Here is a 16,208-nt window from a genome sequence, read left to right as displayed (position 1 = left end):
GAACGATGCTCTCCCGTACTTGCACGATCCTCGTGAGTACGGGAGCCATGACCCGCGACGGTGCTGCAATGGACGCATGCACCTCGATGAGCTCCGCACCCTGCTGGCCCGGCATGCGCGCCCCGACTGGACCACCGCCATCGACGGCGTCCTCGTCTCGAAGGTCGACCGTGCGGATCCGCCGGTCCCGTCCATGTCCGGCATGGTGCTGGCGGTCATCGCCCAGGGCGCCAAACGACTCGCTCTGGGCGACCGGGTCTACGAGTACCGTCCGGGGCAGTACCTGGTCGCATCCGTCGACCTGCCCGTCACCGGACAATTCACTCAGGCCGGCCCCGAACAGCCGGCGCTCGGCTTCGGACTCACGCTGGACCCCTCCGCCGTCGCCGAGTTGCTCCTCCAGGCCGGCCCCGGAGACGCCCCCCGCGTCGGCGGAGGCACGCCCTCGGCCATCGCCGTCAGCGACGCCCCGGTAGCGCTGCTCGACGCGGTGGTCCGGCTGCTGCGGCTGCTCGACGAGCCCCGCGACCGGGCGGTACTGGCCCCGCTGATCAAATGCGAGATCCTGTGGCGGCTGATCACCGGCGAGCAGGGGGCCACGGTCCGGCATCTCGGCCTCGCCGACAGCAGCCTCAGTCATGTCTCCAGGGCCGTGCGCTGGATCCGCGAGCACTACGCGCAGCCCTTCCGGGTCGAGGACGTGGCACGGATGTCCGGCATGAGCGCCTCCGCCTTCCACCGCAACTTCCAGGCGGTGACCGCGATGAGCCCCATCCAGTTCCAGAAGCAGATCCGACTGCAGGAGGCTCGGCTGCTGCTCGCCACCCACCCGGGCGATGTCACCGGAGTCGGCCACCGCGTCGGCTACGACAACCCCTCCCAGTTCAGCCGGGAGTACCGTCGCCAGTTCGGCGCGCCGCCCAGCCGGGACGCCGCCCGCCTGCGCGATGCCGTGCGCGCCCCCATTGGTGTCCTGCCCTGAGTGGCGGTGCCTGACCACGGTCGGTCAGGCGACGTGCGGGGTGAGGGCGGCGGTGTGGAGGGTTCCGGCGGTCTGGAACTGCAGGAGCAGTCGCCGGTTGCCGGACGTGGCGAGTTCGGCTGGAAGGGCAGGCTCGGCCCGCCGTGGTCGCCGTCGGCCTTGGTCTGCAGGCGGAGGCGGGCGAAGGCAGGACTTGTCCTGGTGGAAGGCGGTGAATGCGCTGATCAGGCGGTCCTGGAGGTCGGCCGTCACGCGGCCCCGGACGGGTTCACCTTCGCGTCCGGGGCCGCGCACCTGGTCAAAGCGCGGGCCGCGGACTCCGAATGCCCCAGGGCCCGCGTCCTCAAAGCCCTGGACCAGCTCGCCGTCAACGGTGAGGAGATCAGCGTCTCCGCAGTCGCCCGCGCCGCTGGCGTTCACCGCAGTCTGATCCATCGGCACGACGACCTGCACGCCGCTGATCTCGCCCGCGCGGCCGAGCCCCCGCCCGGCGCAGCGGCGGGCACGCAGGTCAGCCGCCAGTCGTTGCTGGCCGACGTCGCGAACCTCACGGCCCGCAACAGCCGCCTGTCCGCGCACATCACCCGGCTCGAACGCCGCCTGTCCGAGTCCCTCGGACAGGCGGCCTGGGAAGCCTCCGGCCTCGGCGCCCCGGCAGACGTCGAAACGCTCACCCGCCAGGTCACCGAGCTGGAACAGCAGGTCCTTGACCTCCGCGTCGAACTCGACGAACGGGACGAGGACCTCACCGCCGCACGGGCGGCCAACCGCGAGCTGATGGCCCAGGTCAACCGGTGACCACAGCAGCGGAGGACTCAATTCCCCCTCGACGACGGTGAGATCCCGCGCAGTCCCTTGTAAGGAACGGGCTGGCCAGTGCGCGCGTCGAGCAGGACGCGGTCGCCCACGGGACGTTCCAGCTTCACCGTCACCTGCCGCATTCTCGCCTGCTTGGTGCAGGTACCACCGCTCTTGTGGCCCTTGACCGCGGCCGACAGTGCGACGCTTCCGCGTGTTTCTAGCACACCCACCTCGGCTCCGTCGTCGCAGACGCCATGGAGGGCGATCACAGTCACCGAACGCCCGTCGTCGGTGATCTTGATGAGTCGGTTGAGCGGATAGCCGGGGATGTCACGGACTGCCTTGATCGGCGACGGAGGAAGTTTCGACGGGACGGCTGCAGCTTGCTTGAGGGGAGTGGTGTAGCCGTCCAGGGTGAAGAGCCAGGCCGGGACCGTCGCCGGCCCACGGCTGGTGACCACCGTCATCTTGCCCAGCTCCGCCCCGGTCACTGAGAGGTGCGGTTCTCCGCCGACGTGGGTGTCGGCCAGGGCCCTGTACGACCGATCTGCACCAACCAGCGGCCTGGTGAGCGAGTCACCCGCGGGCCACGTGACCTGGCCTTTCTGGGGTCCATCGCCGGGCAACTCGCCTCTCAGAATGAAGTTCCGGTTCTCATAGGCCTGCTTGTCGGCCTTGCTGTGCAGACCGCCCCTCGGCAACTGGACCGCTTCTCCCATGCGGTAGTAGCCAGCGCGCCATGTTGCAGCAGCGGCTGAGCCGTCCCAGGCTTCGGCGACCTGCTGGGCACGGTCTGTGAGCCGATCCGTGTCACCGTCGGCCGCTACCTTCTGGCTGCCGCAACCGGAGACGGCCGCCAGTCCGACAGCGGACAAGGCGATCCCAGCAAGCAGACCGACCGGGCGCGATGTCCTGATGCGCATGTTTCCTCCCAAACGTACGGATCGGCAGCTAGCTGTTCTGTCCCTGTGACGTAGCCGGGCCAAAAAGGGGTTCACCGGTTGCGGCAGTCGAACGGACTCGCGCCGTCAGTAGACGTGAAGGCCGCGCTCATTGAGCACGGTCTGCACCTTCGTGAAGTAGTTGCGGTACGTACCGCTGGAGGAGGATGTACACGTGGTCTCGTCGGTCCCGCCAGAGAGAAGGCCCAGGGCTGTCGATCCGTTCAGCGCAGGCCCGCCGCTGTCTCCACCCAGAGCACAGTTGTTCGTCTCCATCATGCTGTACAGAGTCTTGCCTTCGATGTTCACAGTCACGCTCGTCTTCGTGACGTTGCCCGTCAGATCCTGACTGCTGACACCGATCCGATCGATATGCTCACCCTCCGCCGGGTAGCGGGAGCTGTCGATCTGGTGGTAGTCGCCACCCCAATACCTCACGGTCCCGAGAGGATTGATGTCGGGATCGTCCGCCTTGATGGTCGCCCAGTCGCAACCACGCGTGGCCCCGTCACAGTAGCCGGTGGTACCAGTGCCGAAGTTGTACGCGGTCTGGGTACCGATCCTCTGGCCATTCCAGTCCATGTACCAGGTGTTGCCGGTGCCCGGCACGCAGTGACCGGCGGTGAGCGTGTAGATCGTCCCCGAGGAGTTCTTGGTGTTGAACCCGGCACTGCACAGCCAGCCGCTGGAGGTGATTCCGTTGGCGCCGCGGTGGTCAGTTGCCTTGAACTTCAGCTTGTTGTCGACCTCGTCGATGCGTATCGCACCGGGGTGAGCCTCCGCGACCTTCTCGATCCGGTCCCGGCTGACCGCCGACACTCCGTCGAAGATCTCGACGCTCACCTGGTTGGTCCTGGCCTCGATGCCCCACGCCGTATTGGGGATGTTTCCCAGCTGGTCCAGCTTGTGGTGGATTGAGTTGAGCTCAGATGTACTGCGGGCAACCAGCTTCGGGGTGTCGCCCGCGTCCCGGACGGACTGCCCGCACGTTAGTTCGGGATCGTCATGGTGAACACTGGCCTGAGTTCGCTCCATGAGCAGAAGTTGGCGCCTGTGCGACTGATGCACACGAGGGTCGCCTCGGTCCGCGACACCTGTCGCGCACCCGCCACACACCGGCGCAGGCCGCTGAACTGGGTAATCATCGTGCCTGCCGTACCGTCAGCCCAATCCAGCCAGAGAGAAGCGCAGATGTGCACCGTCGCCGACTAGCCCAGCTCCAGCGTGCCCGAGGACGGCTGGAGGACCACGTCCCGTGCGACGTTGCCGCTGCTGTACTGCCGCTGGCTGTTCTGCGGTTGTAGTCCAGGGCCACCGCGCCCGCCAGCGTGCCCGGGCGTTGTAGGGGGTCACCGTGAACTGGGAGTCGAGAGCCGAACAGCTGACCTGACTGCTGCCGTCGGCGGCGAGGGGCGCGCGCATGTCGTTGACGCTGACGAGGCCCGTGTAGGGGTCGGGTGGCGGGGTCGTGCCGCGCTGGTTCGGGGAGGGCTTTTTGGAAGGCGGCTTCTCGTCGTGGCTCGGGGGCGTGGAGCGGGCCGAGGCGGCCGGCCGTCCGCCGCTCTGCCCGCCGCCCTGTGTGGAGCCGTCCTGGCTGTCGTCGCACTGCGCGGCCATGGTCGCGAGGGCGGCCAGCACCGCAGCGGCGGCGAGATGTCCTCGGTGTTTGCGCATGCGTGCCTCCTTGTTCACGGGGTGGGTACGCCGTTCACGGGGTGGGTACGTCGCCGGGCGGGCTCGGCGGCGTGATCGTGGGCGTGGGCAGGTGGTCCGGGAGCCGCGGTCGGACATGCTCCAGGAAGTGGTCGATGGTGCCGGGGTGTGTCACCTCGTAGATGATCAGGCCGAGCGTGAGGACGAAGCCGATGCCTGCTCCGGGGCCGCGGTAGTAGCCGTCCCAGGTGAAATAGCGGTTTCCGGCCATGGCGTGCTCCTTCGTGGTGCCGGTCGAGGGTCAGGGTGTCGCGGGGCCCGGGGCCGGACGGGACAGGACGAGGGCGATGGTCACGACGCTGAGGAGCACGAAGAGTGCGACCACGAGCACGACCCAGGCCGGGACGCCGCTTACGAACAGCGCCGGGAGAGCCGTGAGCACGTCGATGATCCGTGCCCCGGCCACGACCCGGCACCCCGTCCGGTTGCCCGTACGCCAGGTGTAGAAGACCGCGACCAGGGTGATCACCCCGAGGACGACGTCGGCCACGAGGACGCCGGTCGGGGGCCCCGGGGCGCCGGTGTCGTCCGCCGGGATGTCGAAGACGTTGCCCAGGTCGAAAAGGCCGACGACCGCGGCGAGGACGAGACCCGCCTTGTTCTTGCGGGTGAGGGCGGATGAGGCTGTCAGTTGGCTCATGTCGGTTCGCCTGTCCGGTGGTTGAGGGACGCCGACGCGGCGGCCCGGTCCACCGAGCATCGGGCACGCGACGCCCGGGACGCATCGGAGCGGTGTCCCGGAGACCCGGGAGGATTTCCCGTACGTCCCGGGAGCCAGGGCTCCCCGTCGGGAACCGGTGTCGGCCATCATCGGGACATGCGTCCAACCACCCGGCCGATCCGGGTACTTGTTGCCGACGACCATCCCGTCGTACGGCGCGGCATGATGGCCCTGCTGGCCTCGCTGGACGGCGTGGAGGTGGTGGCGGAGGCGGCAAATGGCGAAGAGGCGCTGCGCGAGGCCCAGTTGAGCCGGCCGGACGTCGTGGTGATGGACATTCAGATGCCGGCCATGGACGGGATCGAGGCCACGCGACAGCTGGCCGCCCTGCTGCCGGACGTGGCGGTGATGGTGGTCACCATGTTCGAGGACGACGAGACGGTGGTGTCCGCGATGCGGGCCGGCGCCCGCGGCTATCTCCTCAAGGGGGCGCAGCAGGAGGAGATTCTCACCACCATCCGCTCGGTCGCGGCCGGGCAGTTCGTGATGGGGCCCGCAGTCGCCGCCAGCCTCCTGGGGCACCTCGATCCGGCGCCTTTGCCCGTCCCCACCGTACCCTTCCCCGAACTGACCGCCCGTGAGCGCGAGGTGCTCGACCGGATCGCCCTGGGGCACGGCAACGCCAGGGTCGCGGCCGACCTGGCGCTGGCCGCCAAGACCGTCTCGAACCATTTGTCCGCCATCTTCACCAAGCTGGGGGTGAGCGGCAGGACCGAAGCCGTGATCCTGGCCAGGGAGCACGGGCTGGGCGGCGGCACGCCGCACTCCGGACCATGACGGCGCGATTTCGGACGTGGCGTCGCCCGGCTCCGCTGTGGACCGCTCTCGCGCTGCTGACCGGTACGGCCGTCGCCTCCCTGTGGTTCACGCCGCCGCCCTCGTCGGAGCAGTGGGTGATCTGGGCGGTGATGGTCGGCGGCTGCCTGGCGGCGTCCTGTGCAGTGGTCATGGCCCGTCTCCCGGACGCGGCGGCGCCCTGGCTGCTGGCCGTGTCCGCGGTCATGCTGCTGAGCACTCCGCTCGTGCTCGCCACCGGGGCCCGTTCCCTCGCCGTGGTGCTGGCCGTGCTCGCCTCAACGGTCGTCGTGCCCCTGGCCGCCCTCCGGGTGGTCGAGAGACGTCCGGCCATCCGGCTGCTGCGCTGGGCGGACGGTTGCGTCATCGTGTCCGGGGCAGGGTTAGCCGCGGCGTCGGTACGGGGCGGTCCGGCCGCACTGGTGGCGACGGAGATCGCCTCCGCGACCGCGATCTGCGCGGGCACCTGGACGCTCTTCGAGGTCACCTCCGGCGACGACCGGCGCCGGGTCCTGTGGCTGGTGCTGGGTTCGGCCGCGACGGCCCTGCTCGCCATGCTGCTCTTCGCCGCGGAGAACTCCCTGCCCATGAGCCCTGTCTACGGCGTCGTCGCCGCCGGAACACTGTCACTGCCGCTTCCCCTGGCGATCACCATGGCGCTGGTCGCGCCGCTGCGGACTGATGTGCGGGCGGTGATCCGCGGGGCGACCGTGCTCATCGTCATGCTGGCGCTCAGCGCTGCCGTGTACGAGGGCATCGCGGCGGTGTGGGAGCTGGCCGTGGGGGCCCGGCCGGGCAAGGGGGTGCCGGCGCTGCTGGCGGCCGTGATCGCCTCCGGGTACCAGCGCGTACGGCAGTGGGTCGAGGCAAGCATGGACGAGATGCTGTTCGGCAGATCGGCCGACCCCGTCGAGACGCTGACCCGGCTCGGCACGGACCTGACGGCCGGCGCCCCGCCACCGCTGTGGCTGCACACCCTGCGCTCCACCCTCGGCGTTCCCGGGATCGCGCTGCGCCAGGACGGCGCCACCATCGCCACGGCGGGCACCGTGGACGACGGCCACACCACCCTCACCGCCCTGCACGCGGGCGGTGAGCACATGGGCGACCTCGCTGTGTGCCTTCCCCCCGGGCACCTGCGGCTGCCCCGCGCCGCGGCGGCGGTGGTCGAGCTGGTGGCGGCGCCGCTCGCCCAGGCACTGCATGCGGCCAGGCTGAGCGAGCAACTGCGAGTCTCCCGCGGCCGGGTGGTCACCGCACTGGAGGAAGAGCGCCGCCGGATGCGCCGCGACCTGCACGACGGACTCGGTCCCACCCTGACCGGCATCGCCTACAACGCGGACGCGGCCGTCAACCTCATCGCCACCGACCCGGACCGTGCCGCGGAGACGCTGCGCGGGCTGCGCGCCGACGTCGGCGACGCGATCACCGAGATCCGCCGGATCGTCTACGGGCTCAGACCCCGGGCGCTCGACGAGTTCGGTCTCGTCGACGCCGTCCGCCAGCGCGTCACCCCGTTGCGCGCCGCCGACGGCCGACCCCTGGACCTCACCATCGACGCCCCCAACCGGCTGCCCCAGCTCCCCGCGGCCGTCGAGGTCGCCGCCTACCGGGTCGCGGTGGAGGCGGTGACCAACATCGCCCGGCACTCCGACGGTGCCAGGGCCAGACTCACCCTGGCCCTGCACGACGCCACGTCGCTGAGAGTCACCGTCGCGGACACCGGCCGCTGCACCGAGCCGTGGACGCCCGGCGTGGGCATCCAGTCCATGCACGAACGCGTCGAGCAGATCGGCGGAACCCTCACCATCCTCACCACGCCTCAAGGCGCCACCGTCACCGCCGATCTCCCTCTGGTCATTCCCGCCTGAGCGAGCGATGCTCCCGGATCGACAAGGTGCCGGGCCGTCGGGTGCCCCTTCGACGTAGCGCCGATGGTCCGCAGGCGGCGCACATGGAGAGGTTCTCTACGCGACGACCCTGGCGACAGCACTCGCCAACCGGACTCAACAAGACCTCACCTGGTGGGCCATCATGGGCACGATCCTGCTCGTGACAGCGTTGGTCATGCTCCGGTACGGGTGACCTGCACGCGACCGCGCACATCGACGCGGTATGAACTCGGGCCCGATGCTGCGCTCTAGGGCCGCAGCAGCCAGCGCCCAGGGGCCTGTCCTTGGAACGGGCGCCAGCAGCGCACCTGCCATGACGGCCGCAGCCACAGCCACCCCGGAATGTGATCAGCATAAAGTCCCCCTCAGTGGCTCGAAGACGCGATCATGCACCGCCAGTTGGCATCCTCGGCGCGATGCCGCCCTCTGATCACCGCGTCGTGACAGTCGTGGCCGACCCGTCAAGGGACGTTCGACCCGCGCGAACATCCGTACGGCAGCGCGACCCAAGACGCCCCGCTCATACTCAGGCGCGAGAGGCGGGTACGGCCGCCCGCTGCCGAAGCGGTCCCGATGAGGCAGAGCCTTCGGTCTCGGCCAATGAGCCGTGCCCTTCTCGCCATCCCCGCGAGGCTGCAGCAATTGCGGTCGTTTGTTCGATGGATCTTTTCTCGACCAGGTGTTCGGGCGTGAGGTCCGGCACCAGCTGAGTTCGGGGGTTCAATCGTGAACGGAGTCTTACTCCGTCGTGCCCGCAGACGGGCACTGACAATGATGACGACTGTTGCTCTCCTGTCCGCGGCAGCCCCAGCCATCGCTGGAGCGGAAAGTCCCGCAGACCTGCGCGTGGAGTCCTACGTGCTGCCGGCGGGAACAGCGGCACCGTCCCTCAAGGAGCTACGGAGCGAGGGCGGTACGGAGCGGCTGCGCGAGCTTGCCCGGAGCGCAGAGCCGGGTGCGCAGATGGCACAGGAGACCGTTGGACCTGCCCGCTCGTACGCGCCGCTGGCGCGCCGTGCGTCCGCTGCCGCACCCGCAAAGAGCGGACTCTCACCCAGGCCGGGCGCACAGATCACTGCGCCGGAGCCGTCGCGGACGATGACGTTCGACGAATGCAAAAGAGGACTGGGCAGCACCACGAACTTCTTTCTGAAGTCTCGGTTCGCAGTCTGCTCAGGAGCCTCGTTCGTCCAGACCTGGGTCGTCAACCGCAGGCCCGTCGGCGTGAGCCAGTTCAACGTCCGCGTCGTGGGAACCATCGCCAAGAACAGCCGCACGATCAACTTCCAGTACTACTTCACCGAGATGGTGGCCCAGGGCGAGACCGAAGTGGCCGCCATGAAGATCACGACAAAAGCCGGCATACCCCAGAGCTGGCCCTCCGGCGCCCGCTACACCCGCGGCGGCCACATGCCCGGAACCAAGACCTTCACCGAACTCTCCGCCCAGCGCAACTTCAACGACACCGTCAACGCCAAACCCGGCCAAGGCAGCGGCTCCGCCGACCAACTGTTCGCCGTCTACCAGCCGTCCATCTCCATCACCCCGCCGCCCAACGCCACGCTGACCGGTGACCTCAAGGGCAACATATTCATGCTCGCACCGCGCTGGGACGCCGCGACGTACCTCGCCAACTCAACCGGCGGCGGCAACCCGGCCAGGAAAGGCGCCGCCACGTTCAGCTACCTGACCGCACTCACCCTGAGCGCGAAGCGGGGCGCTGAGGAGCGCGCCGAGGCGCAGCACATCAACCAGGCATTCCTCGTCCCGCAGGACACCAAGCCGTACATGTCGGCGAAGAAGGTGCCCGGGCAGGCGGCAGCGGATCCGCTCCACCGCACGGTCAGCTCACGTCGCATCGACGACAACCGCAAGGCGGCAGTCAAGCAGTGCAAGCGGTACTGGGGCCCCAACTACACCAGCGGCGGAAAGGAATGCGACGAGTACCCCTTCGCGAGCACCTATGAAGGAGCCGCGGAGCATGACTACGACCCAGAGGCACAAAAGTTCAACTTCTCCGCGAAGCCGATCCCGGGCGACGACAACCAGGCCGGCGGCTCCCTCCTGAAGAGCTTCTACGCCAAGAACCGCATCATCGACGGACTGGATGACGGCTTTATCGTCAAGATCGTCACCTGACCTGTGCTGCGGCGGGAGCGCCCCCTGGCACAAGCGCTCCCGCCGCAGCCGGTTCACGATTTGGCGGGCCAGAACTGCACGAGGTAGCGCTCCACGCCGTGGCCGGTGCCCTCGCCTTCCGACAGGGCTGCGGCCTCGGACCGGCCTGCACAGTGGACACGGACGTGCCACGAACCGCCGGAATCCGCCAGCGTGATCAGGTCGTCCATCCGGCCCGTGTGCATGGACCACACGGCTACCTGACCACTGGTTGACACGAATTCGGCTTCGGCCACCTCATCCCAGTCGGACCGGTTCTGGACGGGCGGCGGCCCGTCCCACACTTCGACGCCGACTGTGGCGGTGTGGGTATGGCCGCCGCTGGTGATGTCCAGACGTCCCGGATGAGTGCTGAGGAAGGCATGCCGGTTGAAGTCGTCCGGGAAGGGGACCGGCAGGTCCGCGTCATCGGACTCCTGCAACCCGAAGGCGTGGAAGCCCACGTACGCATCCACATCCTGCTGCCGCACAAGCTCCGCCATGAGCGCCCCTTCGACATCACACACGACTGGCCATCCCCGAGATGGTAGGCCCGCGCCACCTCGACGGGCACATGCGTGGGATCTGGTCAACAGGCCCAGACCAAACCACGCACCGACCACGCTGCTGAGCCCGTAGCCCCTCCAGAATGTCCTCCGTATCACATTGGCCCAGTGCGGACACGGCCGGTGGCAAACCCTCCCCGACGCTCTCGCCAACCCCGCTGACCACGACGCCTGGCGCGCCCGCGACCAGCGACGCCGCCTCGAGTACGAGAGAGCGGAGGACAAACGCCGGCGAGAGCGGGAGGCCGAGCTGGAATCCCGGGGCCCAAGGACCTCCGAGCCCGAGCCGGAACCCGTCCCACCGTGCGAGCGGTGCGGCCTGCCGATCACCAGATTCGGCTACGACAACGAATTTGCCCCGCCGGAAGACGGCCGGCACTGCCCTACCTGCCGCCCCGACATCCAGATGCAGTATCCGACCCTGCGCCAGGCCCTCTTCGGGCGCCGCCCACGCAGCAAGTAGCCCGACCCCGCCAGAGCAGGAGCCGGGCCAGATCGCGGACCTGATGGCCGCCCTCCAGGAGTCCGTCGCCAAGGCACGCAAGTCCCGCGGCGAGGACGCCACTGTGCACGAGATGCCGAAGAAGAAGGCGCCGGCCAAGAAGACTCCAGCCAAGACCGAGACGGTCGGGAAGACCGCGGCCAGGAAGACCGCGAAGAAGGCGACGGGCCGGAAGCCGCGGAGTGCTTGAGGTGCGGCAAGCGTAGGGCTATCGCCCACCCACCCCGAGGGATGTCGGATGACGCGCCTGCCGCAGCTCGATCGTAGCCTCAGCCGCCGAGATACCCGAGATCGCTGCCGGGTTGGCAGTGCGTGCAGGCAGGCGCCTGCCGGCGCAGTGCAGCGAACGCCCGCTTGAGCGTCCGTCGCGTCCAGCTCGGCGGCGGGGCCGACGGCGGATACGGCGCCGTGCTCTCGTCGACGAGCACGGCGCCGTCGGCGGTCACCCGGTCCGCGGGGCCTGCGATGACACGGTCGGCGGTGATCAGTAACGTGTTCACGGGGGTGGGGGTCTCCTCTCGTGCCTGCTGCTTCCCGGCGAAGCGTTCCGCGAGCCCTCCTACGGGAACTGCTTCTCCTCGCGGCCGATGTCGTCGATCGGGCCGAGGATCGTCCAGCCGGGCCCGAGGGGGCGGGTGGAGCGGAAGCCGTGGGCGTCCGCGTACTCCTCGGCCTCCTCCGCGGTGTCCTCGGGGGCGCGCATGATCGTGTAGCGCGGGGGGTCCTCGTGGTAGAAGCGGTAGAACGTGCGGCCCTCGTCCTTGGGCTGGTAGAGGATCACGCTGACGCCCCAGAGGGCGTCGTACACCTTCTGGTCGCGCGGGGGCGTCGTCGTGCACGTGTCGGAGGGGCGGCCGGGCTCGCGGACGCAGGTCCGGTACTGGCTCCAGTCGATGCGTTCGGCGCGGGGGTGTTCCGCGATCAGCTTCCGCATCCGGGCGTCGGCCCGGGCGAAGGCGTCCTCGCGGCGGTCGTACTCCTGCTGCAGCCGATTGAAGCGCTGCTCGTCGAGGCCGCTGCCGAAGTGGGCCTCCAGGCCCGCGAGGACGGCGACCCGCCAGGCCAGGTACCCGGCCATCACGACGAGCAGCGTGACGGCCAGGACCCGGCCCGGCGAGCGCCTGGGGGGCATCAGGTCGGCGAGGTCAGAACGTGCCGCTGATGGGGATCTCGATGTCCGCCTGCGCGATCGGCGGGGGGAACTTCCCGTCGAACCGGTCATAGTGCTGGAGCGTAAACCAGTCGATGAAGCCGTACTCCGTGATCTCGTCGTCCGGGTCGAGACCGAAGTGGTCGTAGGAGTGGAAGACGAGCTTGCCGGAGAAGGAGTTGCCCTCGATCTTGTAGTCCTTCAGCGCGATCGTGTGGCCGTGGAACTGGTGGATCGCGATGGAGAGGGCGCGCTGGTTGCCGTCCCAGAGCGAGAAGTCGTACACCGGGTACTTCACGTCCTGGCGGAGGAACTCCTGGAAGAGGAAGTTCTGGGAGAGGTCCTCCTGGACCTTGAGCTGATCGGTGCGGCCCTTGTTGTCGATGAGGGACTGCTTGATGATCTGGCCGGCCTTGTCGGTGTACGCCTTCTCCTGCGGTGAGGCGCCGACGGCGCGGGAGAGGGCCGTGCCGGAGCCGCTGTAGAGGTAGCGGCCGGGGTCGAAGTTGTCGTCGACGGTGACCGTGCCCGCGCCCTGGCCGCCGCGGCCGTAGCGGAAGGCGTTGCGGAGGTCGTCGACGGACTGGGCGTAGTCGGCGTCGGCGCCGAGCTTGCCGAAGTTCATGATGTCGTTGAACTCGGCCCACATCCAGGACTCGGGCGTGATGCGGGCGACCCAGAACTCCAAGCCGAGGTCGGTGAGTTCGTCGAAGTTGTAGTCGTTGAAGGTGAGGTCGTCGGCGACGCGCGGGTCGGCCGGGACGGGCGGGTGCAGGGGGTCGGGGGCCTTGCGGTGGCCCTCGCGGAAGGACGACTGGTGGATCAGCATGTCGGTCGGGGGCGGGTCACCCGGGTCTCCGCCGTCGCCGGGGTCGTCGGAGAGGATTCGCTTGCCAGGGGCCTTGGGGCCTGCCTTGTCGAAGGCGTGGCTGTCGAGGACGACGTACTTGGCGGAGCCGTCGGCCGTGGCGGTGGCGGTGATCGTGCTGCCGCTGCGCCGCTGGCCCGACTGCTTGACGAGGTGGCGGGCCTTCTCGTCGTAGCGGTAGAGGGCCGGTGCGGTGCCCTCCGTACGGTCGGGGTCGAGGCGGAAGGTGAGCCTTGCGGCGCCGTCCGCGGGGGCGGAGACCTGGAAGCCGTTGCCGAGGTAGCCCGGAGTGGACTCCGGGAACTCCCGCTGCTTGGCAGGGAGCCTGGTGACCTGGAAGCCGCCGACTTGCTTGGCGCGCAGGCCCTTGAGCGTGGCCTCGGCGGCGGTGGCGCCGCCGTCCGCGCGGCGGGTCACGTCGAAGGCGGAGTTCTTGGCGCGGGGGGAGGCGTTGAGCCTCGTCTCCTCGCCGTCCTGGACGCCGTCGCCGTCGGTGTCGGCCTTGGTGGGCGCCGTGCGGAGCTTCAGCTCGCGGGCGTCCGAGAGGCCGTCCTGGTCGGTGTCGGCGCGGGTGGGCGTGGTGCGGAGCTTGAGCTCGCGGGCGGCAGTGAGGCCGTCCTTGTCGGGGTCCTCGGCGCCGTCCTTGGTGCCGTCGCCGTCGGTGTCGGCCTTGAGCGGGGAGCTGAAGCGGTAGCCGAGCTCGGCGAAGTCGGAGAGGCCGTCGCCGTCGGTGTCCTCGGACTTGGGGTCGAGCTTGGCGCGTACCTCCAGGTCGTCGGGGAGGCGGTCGCCGTCGGTGTCCTCCGTCGGCGAGATGCCGTGCTTGGCGAAGGACGCCCAGGTCGGGGTATCGGCCTTGGCGCCGGGCTCGGCGCGGTACCAGACGGTCTCAATCCTGCCCGGCTGGAGGGTGTTCGTGGGGCCGACGCCCTGGAGTGTCGTGCGCGCGTCCTGGGGGGCGGCGAGCTTCGCGGCGGAGGTGTCCGTGATGAGGTCAGAGAGCTCGAAGGTCAGCGACCATTTGGAGACGGGGTGATCGGAGACGTTCTCGAACTGGAGCCGGGCGACGTACGAGCCCTCCGTCGCTCTGCCGCGGAGGGCGGCCGGAACCTGGCTCCACGCCGCGTCGCCGGGGGCGACCTGGCGGTAGGAGACGTCGACCGTGTCGTCGCGGTAGAGCGTCGCCCCGTCGGTGGCCGCGCCGTCGCCGGGGGTTCCCGCTGCGGCGGGCACGACCGTGCCGAGGAGAAGGAGTAAGGCCGCGCCGAGGGGCACGGTGGCGCTTCTGTTCATGGGGCCTCCCATGTCTGAAGACATGCCTGTTCTCTCGAAACTGCCGTTGTGTCACGGCAGTTCGGAATCGAACGGGGAAGCTAGCATGCGTGGGGGATGGTTCCCAAGGTGTGGTAGAGGCGAAATTGAAACGTTTGGGAGATTGGTAAGCCCTGTTCGGCCCCGGAGTCCTAGCCCGGACACCAGGGAACAAGTAACCCACCGGTAGCTTTCAGGGCTTCGTGACCGCGGTTTTCTTCGGCTGGCGAGGCACGGTCCTGGTCTTGTCTAGGTGCCCGTACACCGTCGACCGCGGCACGCCGAACATGTCGGCGATCTGCTGGACCGTCTTCTCCCGCTCGTCGTAGAGCCGTTGGGTGAGCGCGGCCTGGTCCTCGGTGAGCTTCGACCGGCGTCCGCCAACCCGGCCCCGGGCGCGGGCGCGTAGAGCCCGCTGACTAGGCAAAACGGGCACGTCACCGAACCGGAATCAAGATCATCCTGCTACCGCTCATTCCCGTTCCGATGCTCCCCGAGGGCCAGGTCCGCGCGGCTGAGGTCCGCGTCGGCCAGGTTCGTGCCGATCCACATGTCCGCGCCGGTCAGAACGTCGGTGGGCACTGCGTAGGGGTCGGAGTCACGGTAGCGAGGCGGGAGTTCGATGCCGGACAGTGGGTGTTTCGCAGGTCGAGGGAGAAGGACTTGTCGCGGGTGGCGTCGCGCTGGACGAGGACAGTCAGGGCGGCGTGCACGTCGGCCGGCACCTCTCCGCCCTTCTTAGGGGGTTTGCTGGTGTGGGTGCGGACGTAGGTGGCCAGGACTTTGGCGACGGTGGGGTGGTCGCGGGGGGAGTCCTCCATGATGCGCTGCAGGGCGTAGACGCCGCTCAGACGGACGTCCATGGCGTCGTCGCCGAGGGTTTCGACGGCTTTGGTGTACCGGTCGGTGATCTGTCCTTCCTGGGTGATGGTGAGCTGGTCGCGGACCTGGGTGTTGGCGTACCAGATGCCGGCTGCCGCGATGAGGGGTGAGAGGAGGACGCCGAGCACGATGGCGGCCAGTTCGGTGCGGCGGGCCCAGTCCAGCCCTTGGCGGGGCGAGGGGGCACCGTCCCGTTCCGGCTCGCCGGTGGCGTCGGTGCGGGGTGTGGGCGGGAGGACCGGCCGGGCGGCGGCCGGTGAGGTCGGCGGTAAGGGTGCGCCGTCCCGGTGGGGGTGTGTCAAACGAGCGGCCCTGTCTCACTTTCGGTGGTGACGGAGTGTCGTGACGCATCGTTGACATGCGTGTGAAGGATGTCGACGAGCTTGTCCAGATGGTGTTTTCGGGCCTGTTCCCGCTGGTCATAGACGACGTGGTCGACCAGACACTGGACGACGACGAGCGGATGTAGCCGACGATGGCCGTCGGCGAGATCGTGAAGCGAGCGGACGCAAGCGGCAGCCGGCTCCGCCGGCCCTCGGCGCACGCCCAGTGGCACTGGGCTACCCCGCAGGCCCAACTGGTCCTGGCAACGGACGAGCTGGCCGATGTACTGCGCTTTTACCGGCGGGTCCACGGTCTCAACCAGACTGCCCTGGGTGACCTCCTCGGCTACGACAAGACATACATCTCGGCGTTGGAACTGCAAAAGCGAGCACTGGACGACGTCGGCTCCCGTCGGCGGATCTGCGAAGCCCTCAACGAAGTCTGTGCCGCCTGCATTGCAGTGATACGTCGTCTTCTGCGAGAACCGCCCACGGGCACCGAGCGGCCGTTAGCGACGCGCGGGGCATGCGGCCGGCAGGTGGCGGAGTCCGTCTTCTTGTGACCTGCCCGAACAAGTACGGGGCCTGCGCCTTCACCTCTCGG

General features: G+C 69.0%; 18 protein-coding genes. 7 read left to right on the top strand and 11 right to left on the bottom strand.

Annotation, left to right across the window (positions count from 1 at the left end; genetic code table 11):
* Window positions 1-76 precede the first annotated feature (76 nt).
* Together H305_RS0134170 and H305_RS0134165 are read left to right on the top strand one after the other, a co-directional pair.
* A complete protein-coding gene (locus H305_RS0134170) occupies window positions 77-982 on the top strand; it encodes an AraC family transcriptional regulator (RefSeq protein ID WP_028804424.1) in 906 nt (301 codons plus the stop codon).
* A gap of 201 nt (window positions 983-1,183) precedes the next feature.
* Window positions 1,184-1,780, top strand: a complete 597-nt coding sequence (locus H305_RS0134165; protein WP_234021354.1) for a hypothetical protein — start codon at window positions 1,184-1,186, stop codon at window positions 1,778-1,780.
* Between the two features lie 17 nt (window positions 1,781-1,797).
* Here the strand turns inward: H305_RS0134165 and H305_RS0134160 are convergent, their stop codons facing one another.
* The 5 genes from H305_RS0134160 to H305_RS0134145 all read right to left on the bottom strand — a co-directional run bounded on the left by H305_RS0134160 (window position 1,798) and on the right by H305_RS0134145 (window position 5,077).
* Entirely contained in the window at window positions 1,798-2,706 is a 909-nt protein-coding gene (locus H305_RS0134160) for a hypothetical protein (RefSeq protein WP_028804422.1), read from the bottom strand.
* Window positions 2,707-2,811: 105 nt separating this feature from the next.
* Window positions 2,812-3,759, bottom strand: a complete 948-nt coding sequence (locus H305_RS0134155; protein WP_158690624.1) for a S1 family peptidase — start codon at window positions 3,757-3,759, stop codon at window positions 2,812-2,814.
* 126 nt (window positions 3,760-3,885) lie between these two features.
* Complete coding sequence (locus H305_RS53645) at window positions 3,886-4,398, bottom strand: hypothetical protein (RefSeq protein ID WP_158690623.1); 513 nt, start codon at window positions 4,396-4,398, stop codon at window positions 3,886-3,888.
* A gap of 34 nt (window positions 4,399-4,432) precedes the next feature.
* Window positions 4,433-4,648 (bottom strand): hypothetical protein, encoded by a 216-nt coding sequence (locus H305_RS0134150; RefSeq protein ID WP_028804420.1) that lies wholly within the window; start codon window positions 4,646-4,648, stop codon window positions 4,433-4,435.
* Window positions 4,649-4,678: 30 nt separating this feature from the next.
* Window positions 4,679-5,077: a hypothetical protein gene (locus tag H305_RS0134145; RefSeq protein ID WP_028804419.1), complete on the bottom strand. Its 399-nt coding sequence runs from the start codon at window positions 5,075-5,077 to the stop codon at window positions 4,679-4,681.
* Window positions 5,078-5,254: 177 nt separating this feature from the next.
* Here H305_RS0134145 and H305_RS0134140 point away from each other — a divergent pair, with 177 nt between their 5' ends.
* The 3 genes from H305_RS0134140 to H305_RS55235 all read left to right on the top strand — a co-directional run bounded on the left by H305_RS0134140 (window position 5,255) and on the right by H305_RS55235 (window position 9,984).
* Entirely contained in the window at window positions 5,255-5,935 is a 681-nt protein-coding gene (locus tag H305_RS0134140; protein ID WP_028804418.1) for a response regulator transcription factor, read from the top strand.
* A complete protein-coding gene (locus H305_RS47820; RefSeq protein ID WP_051371258.1) occupies window positions 5,932-7,824 on the top strand; it encodes a sensor histidine kinase in 1,893 nt (630 codons plus the stop codon). Before H305_RS0134140 ends, H305_RS47820 begins: the two co-directional genes overlap by 4 nt.
* Window positions 7,825-9,069: 1,245 nt before the next feature.
* Window positions 9,070-9,984 carry a NucA/NucB deoxyribonuclease domain-containing protein gene (locus H305_RS55235; RefSeq protein ID WP_234021353.1) on the top strand — a complete coding sequence of 305 codons (915 nt, stop codon included), beginning with the start codon at window positions 9,070-9,072 and terminating at the stop codon, window positions 9,982-9,984.
* 53 nt (window positions 9,985-10,037) lie between these two features.
* On the opposite strand, the gene H305_RS0134125 is transcribed toward H305_RS55235, so the two are convergent.
* Window positions 10,038-10,505: a hypothetical protein gene (locus tag H305_RS0134125; RefSeq protein ID WP_028804417.1), complete on the bottom strand. Its 468-nt coding sequence runs from the start codon at window positions 10,503-10,505 to the stop codon at window positions 10,038-10,040.
* 569 nt (window positions 10,506-11,074) lie between these two features.
* Between H305_RS0134125 and H305_RS0134120 the strand changes: the two genes are divergently transcribed.
* Window positions 11,075-11,260, top strand: coding sequence for a hypothetical protein (locus H305_RS0134120; RefSeq protein WP_028804416.1), 186 nt, complete (start codon window positions 11,075-11,077; stop codon window positions 11,258-11,260).
* Window positions 11,261-11,339: 79 nt separating this feature from the next.
* On the opposite strand, the gene H305_RS0134115 is transcribed toward H305_RS0134120, so the two are convergent.
* From H305_RS0134115 to H305_RS49590, 5 genes are all read right to left on the bottom strand, one after another.
* A complete protein-coding gene (locus H305_RS0134115) occupies window positions 11,340-11,570 on the bottom strand; it encodes a hypothetical protein (protein ID WP_028804415.1) in 231 nt (76 codons plus the stop codon).
* A gap of 59 nt (window positions 11,571-11,629) precedes the next feature.
* Window positions 11,630-12,202: a hypothetical protein gene (locus H305_RS0134110; RefSeq protein WP_199791495.1), complete on the bottom strand. Its 573-nt coding sequence runs from the start codon at window positions 12,200-12,202 to the stop codon at window positions 11,630-11,632.
* 13 nt (window positions 12,203-12,215) lie between these two features.
* A complete protein-coding gene (locus tag H305_RS0134105; protein WP_028804413.1) occupies window positions 12,216-14,381 on the bottom strand; it encodes a DUF3289 family protein in 2,166 nt (721 codons plus the stop codon).
* A gap of 211 nt (window positions 14,382-14,592) precedes the next feature.
* Window positions 14,593-14,835 (bottom strand): helix-turn-helix domain-containing protein, encoded by a 243-nt coding sequence (locus H305_RS0134100; RefSeq protein WP_028804412.1) that lies wholly within the window; start codon window positions 14,833-14,835, stop codon window positions 14,593-14,595.
* Window positions 14,836-14,962: 127 nt separating this feature from the next.
* Window positions 14,963-15,583 (bottom strand): hypothetical protein, encoded by a 621-nt coding sequence (locus H305_RS49590; RefSeq protein WP_051371256.1) that lies wholly within the window; start codon window positions 15,581-15,583, stop codon window positions 14,963-14,965.
* A gap of 173 nt (window positions 15,584-15,756) precedes the next feature.
* On the opposite strand from H305_RS49590, the gene H305_RS49585 reads away from it, so the two are divergent.
* Window positions 15,757-16,167: a helix-turn-helix domain-containing protein gene (locus tag H305_RS49585; RefSeq protein WP_028804411.1), complete on the top strand. Its 411-nt coding sequence runs from the start codon at window positions 15,757-15,759 to the stop codon at window positions 16,165-16,167.
* The last annotated feature ends 41 nt before the right edge of the window (window positions 16,168-16,208 follow it).

The organism is Streptomyces sp. 142MFCol3.1 (genome assembly GCF_000424945.1).
GTDB lineage: Bacteria > Actinomycetota > Actinomycetes > Streptomycetales > Streptomycetaceae > Streptomyces > Streptomyces siamensis.
This window is presented reverse-complemented; position numbering and strand designations above follow the sequence as displayed.